This is a genomic window from Spirosoma horti (genome assembly GCF_054776595.1).
This window is the reverse complement of record NZ_BAAHBQ010000006.1, coordinates 169310-184215: the sequence shown is the minus strand read 5'-3', so window position 1 is coordinate 184215 and position 14906 is coordinate 169310. Positions and strand designations below refer to the sequence as shown.

20 protein-coding genes are annotated in these 14906 nt (G+C 48.3%); 9 read left to right on the top strand and 11 right to left on the bottom strand.

Annotation, left to right across the window (positions count from 1 at the left end):
- Positions 1-8: 8 nt before the first annotated feature.
- From ACYVAM_RS19270 to ACYVAM_RS19220, 11 genes are all read right to left on the bottom strand, one after another.
- Entirely contained in the window at positions 9-1187 is a 1179-nt protein-coding gene (locus ACYVAM_RS19270; RefSeq protein ID WP_461069978.1) for an HlyD family secretion protein, read from the bottom strand.
- A 103-nt stretch (positions 1188-1290) separates the two neighbouring features.
- Positions 1291-1848: a DUF3267 domain-containing protein gene (locus ACYVAM_RS19265; protein ID WP_461069976.1), complete on the bottom strand. Its 558-nt coding sequence runs from the start codon at positions 1846-1848 to the stop codon at positions 1291-1293.
- 32 nt (positions 1849-1880) lie between these two features.
- The gene (locus ACYVAM_RS19260; protein ID WP_461069974.1) at positions 1881-2024 is read right to left on the bottom strand and encodes a hypothetical protein; all 144 of its coding nucleotides are present in this window, start codon (positions 2022-2024) and stop codon (positions 1881-1883) included.
- A gap of 63 nt (positions 2025-2087) precedes the next feature.
- Positions 2088-2255, bottom strand: coding sequence for a hypothetical protein (locus ACYVAM_RS19255; RefSeq protein WP_461069972.1), 168 nt, complete (start codon positions 2253-2255; stop codon positions 2088-2090).
- A gap of 34 nt (positions 2256-2289) precedes the next feature.
- The gene (locus ACYVAM_RS19250; RefSeq protein ID WP_461069970.1) at positions 2290-2472 is read right to left on the bottom strand and encodes a class IIb bacteriocin, lactobin A/cerein 7B family; all 183 of its coding nucleotides are present in this window, start codon (positions 2470-2472) and stop codon (positions 2290-2292) included.
- A gap of 70 nt (positions 2473-2542) precedes the next feature.
- The gene (locus ACYVAM_RS19245) at positions 2543-2677 is read right to left on the bottom strand and encodes a hypothetical protein (RefSeq protein WP_461069968.1); all 135 of its coding nucleotides are present in this window, start codon (positions 2675-2677) and stop codon (positions 2543-2545) included.
- 185 nt (positions 2678-2862) lie between these two features.
- Complete coding sequence (locus ACYVAM_RS19240; protein WP_461069966.1) at positions 2863-2997, bottom strand: hypothetical protein; 135 nt, start codon at positions 2995-2997, stop codon at positions 2863-2865.
- A 296-nt stretch (positions 2998-3293) separates the two neighbouring features.
- Positions 3294-3434, bottom strand: a complete 141-nt coding sequence (locus ACYVAM_RS19235) for a hypothetical protein (RefSeq protein ID WP_461069964.1) — start codon at positions 3432-3434, stop codon at positions 3294-3296.
- 216 nt (positions 3435-3650) lie between these two features.
- The gene (locus tag ACYVAM_RS19230; protein WP_461069962.1) at positions 3651-3902 is read right to left on the bottom strand and encodes a hypothetical protein; all 252 of its coding nucleotides are present in this window, start codon (positions 3900-3902) and stop codon (positions 3651-3653) included.
- A gap of 358 nt (positions 3903-4260) precedes the next feature.
- Positions 4261-4458 carry a hypothetical protein gene (locus ACYVAM_RS19225; RefSeq protein ID WP_461069960.1) on the bottom strand — a complete coding sequence of 66 codons (198 nt, stop codon included), beginning with the start codon at positions 4456-4458 and terminating at the stop codon, positions 4261-4263.
- Between the two features lie 228 nt (positions 4459-4686).
- Complete coding sequence (locus ACYVAM_RS19220) at positions 4687-4866, bottom strand: hypothetical protein (protein ID WP_461069958.1); 180 nt, start codon at positions 4864-4866, stop codon at positions 4687-4689.
- A gap of 498 nt (positions 4867-5364) precedes the next feature.
- Between ACYVAM_RS19220 and ACYVAM_RS19215 the strand changes: the two genes are divergently transcribed.
- From ACYVAM_RS19215 to ACYVAM_RS19175, 9 genes are all read left to right on the top strand, one after another.
- Positions 5365-5613, top strand: coding sequence for a helix-turn-helix domain-containing protein (locus ACYVAM_RS19215; protein WP_460941164.1), 249 nt, complete (start codon positions 5365-5367; stop codon positions 5611-5613).
- 90 nt (positions 5614-5703) lie between these two features.
- Positions 5704-6648, top strand: coding sequence for an ABC transporter ATP-binding protein (locus ACYVAM_RS19210; protein ID WP_461069956.1), 945 nt, complete (start codon positions 5704-5706; stop codon positions 6646-6648).
- A gap of 69 nt (positions 6649-6717) precedes the next feature.
- Entirely contained in the window at positions 6718-10353 is a 3636-nt protein-coding gene (locus tag ACYVAM_RS19205) for an ABC transporter permease/M1 family aminopeptidase (RefSeq protein WP_461069954.1), read from the top strand.
- A 209-nt stretch (positions 10354-10562) separates the two neighbouring features.
- Positions 10563-10748, top strand: coding sequence for a hypothetical protein (locus ACYVAM_RS19200; protein WP_461069952.1), 186 nt, complete (start codon positions 10563-10565; stop codon positions 10746-10748).
- Positions 10749-10821: 73 nt separating this feature from the next.
- Positions 10822-11046, top strand: coding sequence for a hypothetical protein (locus tag ACYVAM_RS19195; RefSeq protein ID WP_461069950.1), 225 nt, complete (start codon positions 10822-10824; stop codon positions 11044-11046).
- Between the two features lie 11 nt (positions 11047-11057).
- A complete protein-coding gene (locus tag ACYVAM_RS19190) occupies positions 11058-11453 on the top strand; it encodes a hypothetical protein (RefSeq protein ID WP_461069948.1) in 396 nt (131 codons plus the stop codon).
- A gap of 194 nt (positions 11454-11647) precedes the next feature.
- The gene (locus tag ACYVAM_RS19185) at positions 11648-12427 is read left to right on the top strand and encodes a LytR/AlgR family response regulator transcription factor (protein ID WP_461069946.1); all 780 of its coding nucleotides are present in this window, start codon (positions 11648-11650) and stop codon (positions 12425-12427) included.
- The gene (locus ACYVAM_RS19180; RefSeq protein WP_461069944.1) at positions 12397-13614 is read left to right on the top strand and encodes a sensor histidine kinase; all 1218 of its coding nucleotides are present in this window, start codon (positions 12397-12399) and stop codon (positions 13612-13614) included. The genes ACYVAM_RS19185 and ACYVAM_RS19180 overlap by 31 nt, the downstream gene beginning before the upstream one ends.
- Entirely contained in the window at positions 13611-14783 is a 1173-nt protein-coding gene (locus ACYVAM_RS19175) for a sensor histidine kinase (protein ID WP_461069942.1), read from the top strand. The genes ACYVAM_RS19180 and ACYVAM_RS19175 overlap by 4 nt, the downstream gene beginning before the upstream one ends.
- The last annotated feature ends 123 nt before the right edge of the window (positions 14784-14906 follow it).

Here is a 14906-nt window from a genome sequence, read left to right as displayed (position 1 = left end):
GGGTTTAGTTATTTCGCGGCTAAGGCGGGGGTGTTCTTCGGGTTGAGCCAGTCGTCGGCATTGTCGTAGAGGAGGTCGAACAGGCTGCGACGCGTCACCACAAACCGCGCCCGTACGGTCATGCCTTTTTTGAGGTAGCCTTTATACCCTTCTTTGAGCGCGAGGAAATTCTGGTCGAGCTGGCACTTGATCCGAAACACGGGCGTATCGTTCATCACAATAATGTCGTTCGATACTTCGGTAATTTTGCCCTGCGCCATGCCCCACTGATTGTAGTCGAAGGCGTCGACCTGCATGCGGGTGATCATACCGGGCCGTAGCAGGCCAATGTCTTTTGGCGATACATAGCACTCGACCAGCAGGTTGGAATCGGGCGAGATCACGCCGAGCACTTCACCGGGCTGTACGTAGGAGCCGGCATAACGGCCGCCCAACTGACTGACTGTGCCGTCTACGGGGGCCTTGATGGTATGCAGTTTTTGCTCGTTAAGCAGTTGACGTTCCTGGGCGCGGAGTTCATCAAGCGCGAGCTGGTGTTGGTTGAGGCTGGCCTGCCACTCGCTCACCTGGCGTTCTATCTGCGATGCGTATTGTGCGACTACCGTGTTGTAGGTGTATTCTTTGTCTTCAAACTCCTGCTTCGCCAAAACTTTGTCCTGGTAAAGCTGCTGGGTCACGTCTAACTCACGTTTGCGCTTGGTTTGCGTCTGGGTGTTCTCCGTGAGCAAAAACCGGAATTGCTCATATTGTTGCCGCACCACCGGCGATTGCAGCCCGGATATTGACAACAGGTTTTGGCGGGAAGCGTGTACGAGCCGGTCGAGGTCGTGGATATTGAGGTTTTTTTCGCTTTGCTGAGAACGGTTCAGCCGGAGTTTACTGTCCAGTACGTCGGTCTGGAGCCGGATCATGGGCTGGTTCCGGCGTACGGGCTGATTGTCGTGGACGAGCACTTCGGCAATGGTGCCTGCCACAAGCGGGCGAAGTTCATTGCGTTCGGCTACCGTGCGGACCATGCCACTGCTCTGCACAGATACCTCCGTATAGACGAATGGAAGGGCACAAAGGGCCGCCACGATGGCCAGGGTAACGGAGCAATAGATAAGCTGCCCCCGAACCGTAACCTGGGGCAGATAAGCCTCCGTCGTGTGCTCAATGACGGTAGGCGGGTGTAGTTGATGTTGCATCGCGTTGACGTTTGGGATAAAATCTTATCTCAAAGGTCGGGCGGTGCTATACGAGGTTCAATAACAGGTAGTTGTACTTTATAACAGTGGGGAATACCGTATGCTATCGGGTTGTAATGCTGGACATGACAACCAGCAGCCCTACTTTGGTGGGATGATCCTGCACCATATCGTTAGATCGTAGATGCCGCATGATCCATAAAATCATCATGTCGCCCGCTGCCGCCAGGGTAAAAAATATGCTAAGCGCACAAAGCCAGCCACTACCCGTTGCCAGCGCAAAGCCATAGGGGAGCAGCCCCATGATTACGAGCGGCATACCGACAACCAGCCGATAGGCATGGGCGGGCATCGGCATGGTAGGGTGGCAATATGGAGTGATGGTAGACCAATATATACCAAACTTGATGCTTCGCCACGACAGCCGTCCAATCCACTTTGCCGTCAGTCCGTGTATCAATTCATGTACTACGATGCCAGCAAACATGGCAACCATGAACCAGAGAAGCCGGGCAAAATCGTCGCCAGAACCGGTGAGTTTATTTAGCGATCCCAGCCAGATGCTGGTAAACGGCCAGACCATTAAGGGAATACCAATGAGAAACGCAACTCCACCGTAGAGTTGCGCTTTAAAGGTAGACAGGGTCAGCTCTTTGGGCATGGCTTGAGTATGAATGTTTACAGAGAAACTCGTTAGAAGAAAAATTCACCTAACTGCTTACCTAAACTTTTACCGATTCGATAAAAAAAGTCAATCAATCCAATTTTACTGATAATTGCCAGAACAACGACAAGCAGTAGCGCCTGAATAAACGGTGAGGCAAGAATATGTTTCATAATATTCGTTCTAAAACGATATACAGCCAACCCCTGGGGCTGGCTGTATATCGTATCGTTTGCTTACCAGATAGCTTCGCCAATTTGACGACCTAAGTTTTTACCGTACGTATGGATGTTATCGAGAGTATTCGTAATCCAGTCGCCAAGACCAGACAGATCAACTCCACCTTGATATTCAATCAGATCCTCGTTTGTAAGGGGTGTCAATTCGATGTTATAATTTTCCATTGTATAAATAAGTTTTAAAGTATAAGAATAGCTATTAGTGTTTCGAGTTGTAAACTTCCAGCATGCCTTCAGCTACGCCTGCAGCAAAGACCAAGAGTCCGCCACCGGCAATGATAAGAGCAACAGCAACAACCGGTGCCAGGCCGCCATCGACATCAATCATTTCAGCATCCTTCAATTCTACTACTTCAGCTTGATCAAAATTAAAATTAGACATTGTTTGATTTGTTTTGATAGTTAATAATAAATAAAATATAGTACCTGAATCTCTGGTAAGATGGCTTTACTTAAACGCCATAGTAATTGCAAATGATACCCGCTACGGTGAGTACCAAACCGATGATGCCTCCACCTTCTACTTCGGTCATTTCAGCGGCCTTCAATTCAGCTACTTCGGCTTGATCAAAATTAAAATTAGTCATGATTTTATTGATTAAATTGGTATAAAAATAAGTGTATTATATTCGCAAAATCCTGCTTAACTTTTTTCAATTTTTGACAAGAAATTTTATCTATCTTCTGTACTGGGCCATGCCAGTTTCCCCCAAAGGGTAGTTAGGTATACTCGTCAAACTATTGAGATTGTCGGCAGTCAGATTGCTTTACTCTACAGCCCAAGAAAATTACAAATTGCACCAGCGATACAGAGTATTGTTCCGATGGCACCACCACCGTCTACTTCGGTCATCTCAGCACCTTTCAATTCAACTACTTCGGCTTGGTCAAGATTAAAATTAGTCATGATTTGATTTGTTAAAATGGTATAAAACAATGTATACTCTATTCCTTCCGGCCACGGCTTACCCGGGATGCGTTGGCCAGGAGGGCACTCTCAATCTATATCACAGAGATCGTTTATTGCTAGTGAAAACCGTCTGCCTGATCGTTACCTACGGGATCTGTGCCCGATAGCTATCAAACGTATTACAGGCATCTTCCTTGAGTTATTCAGCAGATCGCCAACCCTGTGTCTATTAATTAATTCGCAATTGATAACTCCAGGCTAGTGAACTAGATGGAGCCTAGTCGGTCATGGCGTTATGCCTGTGGACCTTTGTAGCTGACCATATCCAGAACGGCTTCGGCAACAGCCTTTGCGGCCTCATACAGCCAGTTGCCGCCTGTTAGTTCCTGTTGTTCCTTCGGAGTTAGTTCCTGAGTTTGGTTGTCTGTTTGCATACGTTTAGTTGTTTATTCGTATTTCTGAAATGGGCGATTTGAACCGTTATTTTGAAAGTCATCGCAAACGTCGAGAACTGTGTCGGCTGCGCGAGCCAGGTCATTAAGCCAGTTTCCACCTTCAATGGTCCCCAATTCCGTTTTCGTTAGGTCTATCAGCATATTTTTTGAATTGATTTACTAGGTTAAACTATTTGTTAAACAGTCACTTCGTTCCTACTTGTCTTCGACCACCTCTATCGGCATTACATCGGCGTGGCGTAGTGAGCCAGGCACTTCGGGGTTTACCTTGACAGGTCGGCCTTTGCCTTTGTTCACGTGTACCGAATCGTCCAGGGGGACAATCAGTACCGGTTCTGAGGTGCTTTCCTGGGATGCTGTATGGACCGGCATCACCGGAGAGCTCTCTCTGCAGGCTGTCGCCAGGAGCAGTAAGCCAGCTACGACCAATAGATTCATTTTAGTCATGATTTCTGGTTGTTTTTTTTGCCTATTTCTGATGTAAATGTCTGATAGATAAGTGGTTGATTCAATAACTATTGATTATACTCTATAGCTTCATGTACTATTTTATACGTGGTCTGCTAGGTTGTTGAAAGAACTTCCCCGCCAAAGAGAGCGGGGGAGTTGCCCGATCTTATCCCACCTGCTTGATACGTTAAATGGCTACTGATTTTTTTTTGATTAACTCTCCTCTTTTCACCCACGCATTGTACGCTTACAGTTCTGGAAAACGTACTTTTTGAATGATGGGTTGAGATAATAATATAGCTTACTCTGTATAAATACTATGCGTAAATTAATCGTAATTATTTAGTTAGCTGAACTACAATATACCCGGATCAATTGGTAATGGTAATCGGATGGGAGGAAACTTGATAGGTGGAAATTTGATGATGGGGAAAGGCCGGGGAAAATAGATATCTATCGTTACGGGTACATCATCACTGCCGCCCGTTATTTGTGGTAGTTCGACTTCGCTCAACGGCGTTAATTCGTTCGACTGTATTGATTTATTTTTCATAATGTATTCGATTTGTTTAGTGTTTATTTTGTCTTACTTCTTATCAATTTTTTCCGTTTTAATGGGACAAAGGTGTGCGGTAAATAATCAGCTATCAACAACTAAATATTGTATTTTATTCGATTAGGTTATAGCAGATAACTGATGGTATATATTCGTCTACAGTATGGAAAATTTACTTATTTCAATAAGGATTTTTTATCCCGTAATTGAGTTAATGCTAATTGACTAGGCAGCTTCGTCGTAGTAATTAGCTGAATCGTCCATCGATAGGTCCATCTGACCAAATAGGTCACCAGCGGATACGAGCCAATTGTCATCGAACGAGCCCGCGTCGTGGGCCATCGAGTCGACGTCATTATTCATCCATACTTCAAAAGAGAATTCGGAATTGATGCGGTTTTTCATGGCTTTTTTGCTTTATGGTTAACATTGATTTAGAATTGATTTTTTTTGTGCTGTTTTGATGAAACAAAGGTTGCCTGTAATCGACCTGAATTCAATAACAATACGTTGTATCGTAACCCATTGAGATATAGTTTATTCAGATAAGTTATATAGAGATTATTGTCAGTATTAAATAGCCGTTCCTGGTGGAGAAATGGAAGTATATGGATTGATTGCAACACCCTTTGAGATCAGATTTATTGGGGCTTGGCCTTGCCGCGAAGAATATACTATGTTTTATACGTAAGCCCCAGGTCATCAACTAAGTGTCGTTTATTGGAAATAGAAGGCAGGTAACTCGTCATTCATCGAAGTAGCAGGTGGGCGTACCAATCAGTTAGCTTGTGTAATGACACATTGGTCGATGAAGTGGGCGCATTGGTCGAAACAAATTTCTATTCATGTCTGACTAAGGTTGATTTGTGTCGATCAAATGACACAAACTTTTCAATCTACGATATGAACCACATTGCTATCAAAATCCGCAAGCTCCGGGAGATCCACGGCTATCCCCAGGAATACGTTGCTTTCCAGTTAGGCGTTAGCCAGGCCGCTTACAGTAAAAAGGAAACGGGTCGGACTGAGTTATCCCTGACCGTTCTGCAGCAGGTGACCTCTCTGTACGGCATTAGTCTGGTCGATCTGCTCAGTTTGCCACTGAACGACTTGATTATCGCGGTGTTGCAGCAGGATAAAAAGGTGCATTAACCACATTTTTCGAGTCCCGTACAGTGTTCTGAGCGGGCGATAAACCAGACCTGGCCATCACCTTATTTCAACTTTATTCCCCCTACAAACATGAAGTTACTAATCGATAAATTGACCAAGACGTACAAGAACGGCCAGTCTGCCGGTTCGATACGTGCGCTGAATAACGTGTCGTTAACGATCGAGCCAGGGTTATTTGGGCTGCTTGGCCCGAACGGAGCGGGTAAATCAAGCTTGATGCGCACGATTGCTACTTTGCAATTGCCCGACGAAGGACGTATCGTATTGCAGGATGTTGATGGTCAGGATATTGATGCTATTCGTCAACCGGATGAATTGCGTCGGGTGCTGGGGTATCTACCACAGGATTTTGGGGTTTACCCGCGCATCGATGCCATAACCCTGCTGAATCATTTAGCTGTCTTGAAAGGCATTCATAATCGGGCCGAACGTAAAGAAACAGTCGAAACGCTGCTCCATCGCGTCAACCTGTGGGACGTTCGGAAAAATAACCTGAGTGGCTATTCGGGTGGTATGCGCCAGCGGTTTGGGATTGCCCAGGCCCTGTTGGGAAATCCCAAACTAATCATTGTTGATGAACCAACGGCGGGCCTGGACCCCACCGAACGCAACCGGTTCCTGAATCTGTTGGCCGGACTGGGTCAGGAAGCCATCGTCATTTTATCGACCCATATCGTTGAAGATGTGCAGGAGCTATGCCGCCGGATGGCGATTGTTAACAAAGGGCAGGTGCTGCTCGCCGGTCACCCGCTCGATGCAGTGGCCCAGCTCAAAGGTCAAATCTGGAAAAAGTCCGTGCGTCCGCAAGAAGTAGAGTCGATGCAGCAACAGCATACGGTCATCAACGAGCGCATGATTGCTGGCGAACCGGTCATCTACGTGTATGCCAAATCGATGCCCGGCTATGGATTTGTCCCCGTTGATGCTGGGTTAGAAGAGGTCTATTTTACCGAAATAACCGGTGCCAAAACGAACGATCGTTTCCGGTCAACGGCGCATGCTCTGGCTGCCTAACCGTGTAGTACATACGTAATCCGTCTGATCCGGAAACTCTTTTCGTCCATCCGTTTTTCCATCTGTTCTATGAACTGGTTATCCATTCTCAGTTTCGAGTTTCGCTATCGCCGAAACCGCCCCGCAACATACTTATTCTTTGCACTACTGCTGGGCCTCAGCTTCGCAACGGTTACCACTGATCTGATTCAGGGCTTATCGGGCGGAGCCGTGAAAGACAATGCAACCATGGTCGTGTTACGCATCAGCCTGGTTCTCTTTATGATGATGGGCGTTCTCATTAGTTCGGCGATCATGGGCGTATCGGTCGTGCGCGATTTCGAACACCGTACCGACGCGTTGTTCTTTACAAAGCCTATCCGGCGGTGGGAGTTTTTAACGGGCCGTTATCTGGGGGCCATGTCCATTCTGTTGCTCACGCTGGCTGCCATTCCGCTGGGACTGATGCTGGGCGAGGTTGCTCCCTGGCGCAATGCCGACCGATTATTACCGTTCAGAGCGGCCACCTACTGGCAGCCCTACTGGACGATTATTGTCCCCAACGCACTGATCGTTGGCAGTATTTTCTTCACCGTCGGTGCGCTCAGCCGTAAAATGCTGGTTGTTTTCACGCAGGGCATGGTTTTTCTAATGCTCTATTTATTATCGGGTACCTTACTTTCCCAGATTGACCGGCGCGAAACGGCGGCTCTGCTTGACCCATTTGGTTTGCGGGCAATAGGCTACCTAACGCAATACTGGTCCATTAGCCAGCAGAATAGCCAGCTCCTGCCTTTAGCGGATATGCTACTTTGGAATCGCCTGTTATGGATAGGTATCGCAGGATTCGCCCTGTTGGCCACCTACCGATTCTTCTCGTATCAACCGACGAACGGGCTGCTTAAACGAAAACGGGAAACAGACAATAAGGCCGAGCTGGATGCTATTGCGTTACGTCGCCCGTTGGCGCAGGTTAAGCGTAGCTACGGACAGGGTGCCTGGTTTAGTAATCTTGGTCATTTAACCCTGTTCTACGCCAAAGTGGTTATGAAAGACCTTCCTTTTCTGGCGTTAAGTATTGGCGGATTGGGCATGTTTCTTTTTTCGGCCTTCGATAACACGGGTGACTGGTACGGGTCCAGAACGTTGCCTACTACCTATGTCATGTTGCATAAGATGGGCTTGTTTACTGGCTTGTTTCTATTTATCCTGATGGTCCTGTACGTTGGCGATTTGATCTGGAAAGAGCGCGATGTACGAATCAACCTCATCAGTGATGCATTGCCCGTGCCAAACTGGGTACCGCTGCTGAGTAAATACCTGGGATTAGGCCTCGCGTTTTTTCTGATGATTACGCTGGCAATCGGGCTGGGTGTGCTTATGCAGGTCATTCTGGGTGGCGGGGCACTCATCGACTTGTCTGTTTATGCCAAGAGCCTCTACGGAGGATCGTTGCTAGGGATGCTGACATTTATGCTGCTGGGCTTTTTCATCCACACGGTGGTCAATAACAAGTTTGCCGGACACGCGCTGCTGATCCTGTTTTTTGTGGCATTGGGCGTTCTGTCGTACCTCGGCATCGAACACCGGTTACTCCTGTTCGACTCCGCTTCCTTAGGGACTTATTCCGACATGAATGGCTTTGGGCATCAGGTAGCTCCTTTCTCCTGGACAACGCTCTACTGGACAGCCTTCGGCGTAATTCTCTTTGCCGGAGCGGTTGTGCTGTCGGTGCGGGGATCGGAAGAGTTGATGAAACTGCGCTTGCGCATGGGTCGCCACCAGCTAACGCGCCCCGTGCTGACCGTTTGCCTGGCGACGCTGGTTGTGTTCGTTTCCAGCGGCTCCTACGTTTACTACAACACCAACGTGCTCAATACGTATAAAAATAGCAAAGTGGTCGAAGCTGAACTAAGCCGGTATGAGAAAACCCTGAAGAAGTTTGCCGACCTGCCCCAGCCACGCCTGACCAGTGTAACCATGAACGTCGATCTGTTTCCGCTAACCCGCGATTTCTCCGCAACGGGCTGGTATATTCTCAAAAACAAGACGACGCAGCCCATTCGCGAAATCCATCTGCAAACCTACCGCGCGGATGAAATGCAGGTAAAACAGCTTCGGCTTTCGGTCCCGAACCGGGTCGATAATCAATACGTGGCTGATTTCGCCTATCACATTTACCACCTGGACCGTCCATTACAAGTGGGGGATAGTGTACGGCTCGATTTCGATGTACTCTACCGAACCAGAGGATTCAAGAATGGTCGGGCTAACATTGACATTGTACAGAATGGTACGTTTTTCACCAATGATTACTTCCCGAGTATTGGGTACAACGAGCGCTACGAACTGCAGGACGACGACAAACGAAAAGAAAATGGACTGAAGCTAACGGAGCGGATGCGGGCGCAAAACGACCCGACAGGACGGCGACAAAGCGTATTTGGGGATGATGCCGATCAGATTCGGTTTGCCATGACCATCAGCACCACCCCCGAACAAACGGCTATTGCGCCCGGCTACCTCCAGAAAGAATGGACAAAAACAGGGCCTGATGGAAAACCCCGGCGGTACTTCAGCTACCGAATGGATTCGTCCATCGCCAATTTCTATTCCATTGTGTCGGCGCACTATCTGGTCAAAAAAGAACAGTACGGCGGTAAGTTCGGGAAACCGGTCAGTCTGGAAATCTATTACCATCCGGGCCATACCCACAACCTCGACCGCATGATGCGGGCCATGAAGGCGTCGCTGGATTATTACCAGGCGAACTATGGTCGCTTTCAGCACCGCCAGCTGCGCATCATGGAGTTCCCCCGTTACCGAGGGTATGCCCAATCGTTTGCCAATACGATTCCCTTTGGTGAGGACATGGGCTTTGTGGCTGATATTGATGATGCAACGGACATCGACATGCCCTTTTTCGTAACCGCCCATGAAACAGCCCACCAGTGGTGGGGCCATCAGGTTACGGAAGCCAATGTGAAAGGCAGCGCCATGCTCTCCGAATCCCTGGCCGAATACAGTGCGCTAATGGTGATGAAACACCACTACCCGAAAGAGCGAATGCAGGCTTTTCTGGGCTACGAACTCGATTACTACCTGCGAGGGCGTCAGGCAGAAACTCAGAAGGAACAACCGCTGTCTCAATGCGAAAATCAGTCGTATATCCATTATAACAAAGGGGCGCTGGTACTCTATGCCCTGCAGGATCAGTTGGGTGAGGCTTCCATCAATCAGGCGTTGCAGAACTACCGAAACCGCTGGAATACGGCCAGAGTGGCCCAAACAGGTATATACCCTACAGCCGCTGACCTGACTGCCGAACTACGGGCCGTTACACCAGACAGTTTGCGGGGGCTACTAAATGACTGGGTCAACACGATCACGCTGTACGAACTCAAAACGGACCAGGTCGTGGTGAAACCTGTGGGGAACTACTACGACGTGACCCTAACTGTGGAAGCTCAAAAAGTACGGGCCGACAGCCTCGGTAACGAAACACCCCGCCCCCTGAACGAGTGGATGTGGGTGGGCGTATATGCGCCCAAAACAAAAGGTAGTCAGCCGGAAAAGCTGTTGTATTACCACCGGCACCACATCACGAAACCGAAGCAAACGATTACCGTGCGTGTCGATCAAAAGCCAGAACGGGCGGGTATTGATCCCCTTAATCTGCTCATCGACCGTCATCCGAAAAATAATGTCAAGAGCATAGATTTTTAAAGTCTGGACTTTTTTACGTAAGCCGCCACGGGCTGGGATCTGAATAAAGCGGACTCCAGCCCGTGGCGGCTTTTTTTATAACTATCGGGAATAAATAATAACTCAATCGACTGAATTACAAGCGGTTGTTATAGCTAAGGGGATGATGATTAGCCACCTTTGTTCTGTTCATAGAGCATAAAAAAATCTATTTATCGATCAAAAAAGCCATGGAGAAAGGAATAAAAGACAAAGTAAACGTACTGCGTGACGCAGCGGGTAACCAGGAAGAATTCATGAAAAAGCTGGCCGAGCTGGATGAAAAAGGCCAACTCACCGACGACGTGCTAAACATGGTCAATGGCGGCAGTGCCTGGCCGAGTTTACCAAAATGGCTGGGGTTATTCCTGGAGTAATTGACGTGAATAAACGAGTACTAAATACCGCAATAAAATACAGTCACAATAACATAAATCAATCAAAGAAAGTATGAAAAAATCGATGAACAACAAGATCAAGGCCTTACAGAACAAGGTAGAAAATCAGGCCGAGTTTATGAAGAAACTGGCCGAACTGGATGAGAAAGGGCAGCTTACACAAGACGTGCTGGACCAGGTGAATGGCGGAGCGCCCCTTGGTGCGAAAAGCCCCATTATCGATCTGCCCGTACTGGGTATCTGGTTCCCACCAACGTCTCCTGACATGACCCTTTAATTTCTAATCCCATGGCTTCCTTACTTTGTCCCAGTTCGACCGCGAAACCCGGTGCTGCTCTATTTGGCGTGCAGGACGCATCCGGTCATATTCAATACCTCGATGAACCCATCATTGTTGACCAGACATTTGTCGATACCGCCCGGCAGCAGAGCCGCGCCCCGGAAGAGCGCTTCCGTTTCGCCAGTAACTGCGCCAAAACGGGCTGTGGTCATTGGAGTTCGGAAAGCGTAGGGTGTAGTTTGGTCGGCAAGATTGTGGAAGCCATGAACCGGAAGGCAGAAGCCACCCTTGTCAGCTGCGCCATCCGGGATCGTTGCCGGTGGTATCATCAGGAGGGAGCGGGCGCTTGTGCCAATTGCGACGAAGTCGTTCGGAACGTTCGGACAATGGCGTTGGCAGCTTAACTATACGGCATCTATACATTGCCCGGAATCAAATAGCATACGACTCTTTCGCCTTGCACATGTTCGTGTGCAAGGCGAAATCAGTTAACAGAGTAACCAATACGCTTTCGGTAAAACCGTATGCCGTGATAATGACTTGAAATTACTACTTAGAAGAAAATAGACGTACATTTGACTTTAGCCCTTCACGTATTATGGCGCTTACTCTGCGGTGTTTTATCATTGATGATGAACAACCAGCCCAGGCGGTACTAGAAAAGTTTATCAAACGAGTACCCTTTCTGGAACTGGTTGGTTATAGCTATAATGCCGTGGAGGCACTTCTGGCCGTTCAGGAATTGAAACCTGATTTGATCCTGCTCGACATAGAAATGCCCGAAATGACAGGTGTCGAGTTTTTAAAGTCCCTGAATGCGCCACGCCCTCAGGTTATTATGGTAACTGCTTCACCCCAGTATGCCCTGGAAGGGTTCGAACTGGACGTACTGGATTACCTGCTGAAACCGGTTGCTTTCGATCGTTTTTTAAGAGCAATCAACAAAGCCGTAACGAAGCTGCAGCCATCCGTCTCACTACCCGGAAATGTGCCGGCTTCGTTGGAGCCGTCAACGAACCGTCCGGCGACCAAGGCTGGTCAACCCGCTCCGGAATCGGCGAGTTTCTTTCTGGTAAAAGAAGATAAGAAATTGATCAAAGTGCTGCCCGAAGAGATCATCTTTGTGGAAGCGATGAAGGATTATCTGGTTATCCATTTGCCCGCCCGGACCATTACGACCCATATGACCATGACGAAAATAGAGGAAATGCTGCCATCAACGCAGTTTTTGCGCGTCAATCGGTCTTATATCGTTCGGAAAGGAAGTATTCGGGAAATTGACGGTAATTTAATTACCACAATCGATGGAAAACGCGTACCGATTGGCGTAACCTACCGGGAATCTGTATGGGAAGCGATGAAAGAAAACCTGATGTGAAACCGGCAAAGCGTACCTTCCTTGATCGGCTCATTGCCAAAACGAGTCAGCTTCCTCTACTAGTACGCATTGCCCTTCATGCCATTACCATCCTGCTGATTGCCGGTATCGACGTAAGCATCGTTTACCGGGCCGTTGGGAACGACTGGCCCGTGCTGATTTCATTGGTCGTCTTGTTGGTTAGCCAGAATATACTCGTTTTTTATGGGACCGTGTATTGGGTCTTACCCAAATTTTTCTACAAACGTCGGCCGAAATGGCTTACCTTAATTGTCCTGCTGACCTTCTGGGGCGCTTATCTACTTAACCGAACGGTTATTTTCAGTGTGGAGCCAGGCCTGCCCAAATCAAGTCAATACATAACCCGGATTCAGTCCATTATAGGGCCAACGGGTATCTTCGGATGCTTCACATCGCTGCGGGTATTCCTCTGGAATTTTGCGTTTGCTACTGTGGCTTCACTCATTCCATTGAGTATCAAGATTATGCAGGGAACGATGGTTTTCCGTCAGAAACAATTCGATTTGAAACGAAATCGGTTGTTACTGGATCGGGACAACACCTTGTTGAAGATGAATTTTCTGAAAGCACAGGTTAGTCCCCATTTTTTGTTCAACACGCTCAACAGCATCTACTCCCGGATGATTGACGTCGATGATCAGGCAGCTGATTTGGTGTTAAGATTGGCCGAACTGATGCGGTATAATTTATACGAAGCGAACGTGCCGAGGGTACCGCTGGACCGGGAGATGGACTACCTGAAGAGTTACGTAACGCTGGAACAGGCGCGACACGGTGACCAACTGACGGTATCGTTCAAGTCGTCCGGCGCAACGGCTGGGTACCTGATTGCTCCGCTCGTACTCAGCGCCTTTGTCGAAAATGCCTTCAAACATGGCATCAAGTCGGCGGCTGGCGGGGCTTATATTCTCATTGATGCGCGGCTGGAACAAAACGTCCTGCACTTTATCGTCGAAAACAGCCTGAATAGAAAACGTGCTCTCACCACCGTTCGTAAGGCGGGCGGAGTGGGACTTTCCAACGTACATAAGCGGCTGGATATTCAGTATGCGGGCCGGTATACGGTCACGCACGACATAACCGATGACCATTATCGGGTTGTGCTCCAGCTCGACCTGAATGCAGTTCCTGAAAACGTGGGTTCCGATCCAACGCTCGCTTCATGAAGTTCCGCCCCATCCGTTCATTACTCCTCCGAATTGTTCGCTCGCTACTGGTCTGGCTGCTCATTGGTATCAGTATATACGTGATAAACGGGGCCTTCATTCGTCCGGACGAACGATCGATTAAAAACCTAGTCTTTTGGGCCATGTATGGCCTGGTTATTTTTATTTACGAGGTCAACGTGCGTTGGTTATTTGTGCGCTATCTGTACAATGCTCGCTGGCTCCGGTTTTTAATTGGGTCATTAGCGTTACTTGGAGCCGTTCACACGATTACCTATTTTACCTACCCGCTGCTGCAATCGGTCACGCATATAGCCGAATCGAAAATTGTAGCCGGTACGCCCCGATCCTCCCTGTTTTATTGGTACAAAATTCACCAACTGGGTATATGGGGATGGCTGTATAATTGGGAAGCCATTAGTCTTATTTTGAGCGACCCCTATTTTTACGCCAGTCTATTTTTATTAGTTACGCTGCTCCGGTATTATTTGTCGTTAGGCTTCGATGTTCGACAGAAAGAACTAACCAATCTGGCGCTAAATCAGGAAAATAACCTGCTGGAACTCGATCTACTTAAAGCGCAGTTAAACCCGCATTTTCTGCTGAATGCCCTCAACAGTATTTATGCCCGGGTCATTAACGCCGATGAACAGGCGGCTAATCTGGTACTTCGCCTGGCCGAGCTGATGCGGTATAATCTTTATGAAACCGAAGCTTCGACTGTTTCGCTCGATCAGGAGTTGGGATACATCGAAAACTACCTGCAACTGGAACAGGCAAGACACGGGCAGCGGGTTGAGATTCTTTTCAGCAGTGAAAGCACGCACGAGCACCTTTTCATTGTTCCCCTCATTCTACTGGCGTTTGTCGAAAACGCTTTCAAACACGGCGTTGGCGGGCAACAGCAGGAAGCCTATGTGTGGGTCGAAGCACATGTGGAACAGACGAACACACTCGTCTTTACGGTTCAGAACAGCCTGGCGACGTCTGTCCAACGGAACTTTCCGGATCAGAAATCAGGGGGCATTGGCCTGCCCAACGTCCGGCAACGGCTGGCGTTGCTTTACCCGAATGCCCATCAGGTCGACGTGGAACATTCGGCTGATAGCTATGCGGTTACACTCACCTTGCAGCTCGCTTCAGCCCCGGCCAAGACGCCCCGATACTAATTGTTTTTTCATTGGTCGAAAAAAAAACGGCATTGGTCGAAGGAGTTCGTGCACCGGTCTACGAGAGTTGATTCCCTTTCGGCTATCTGCTATATTTAATTCATCAATCAGATGGCACATACC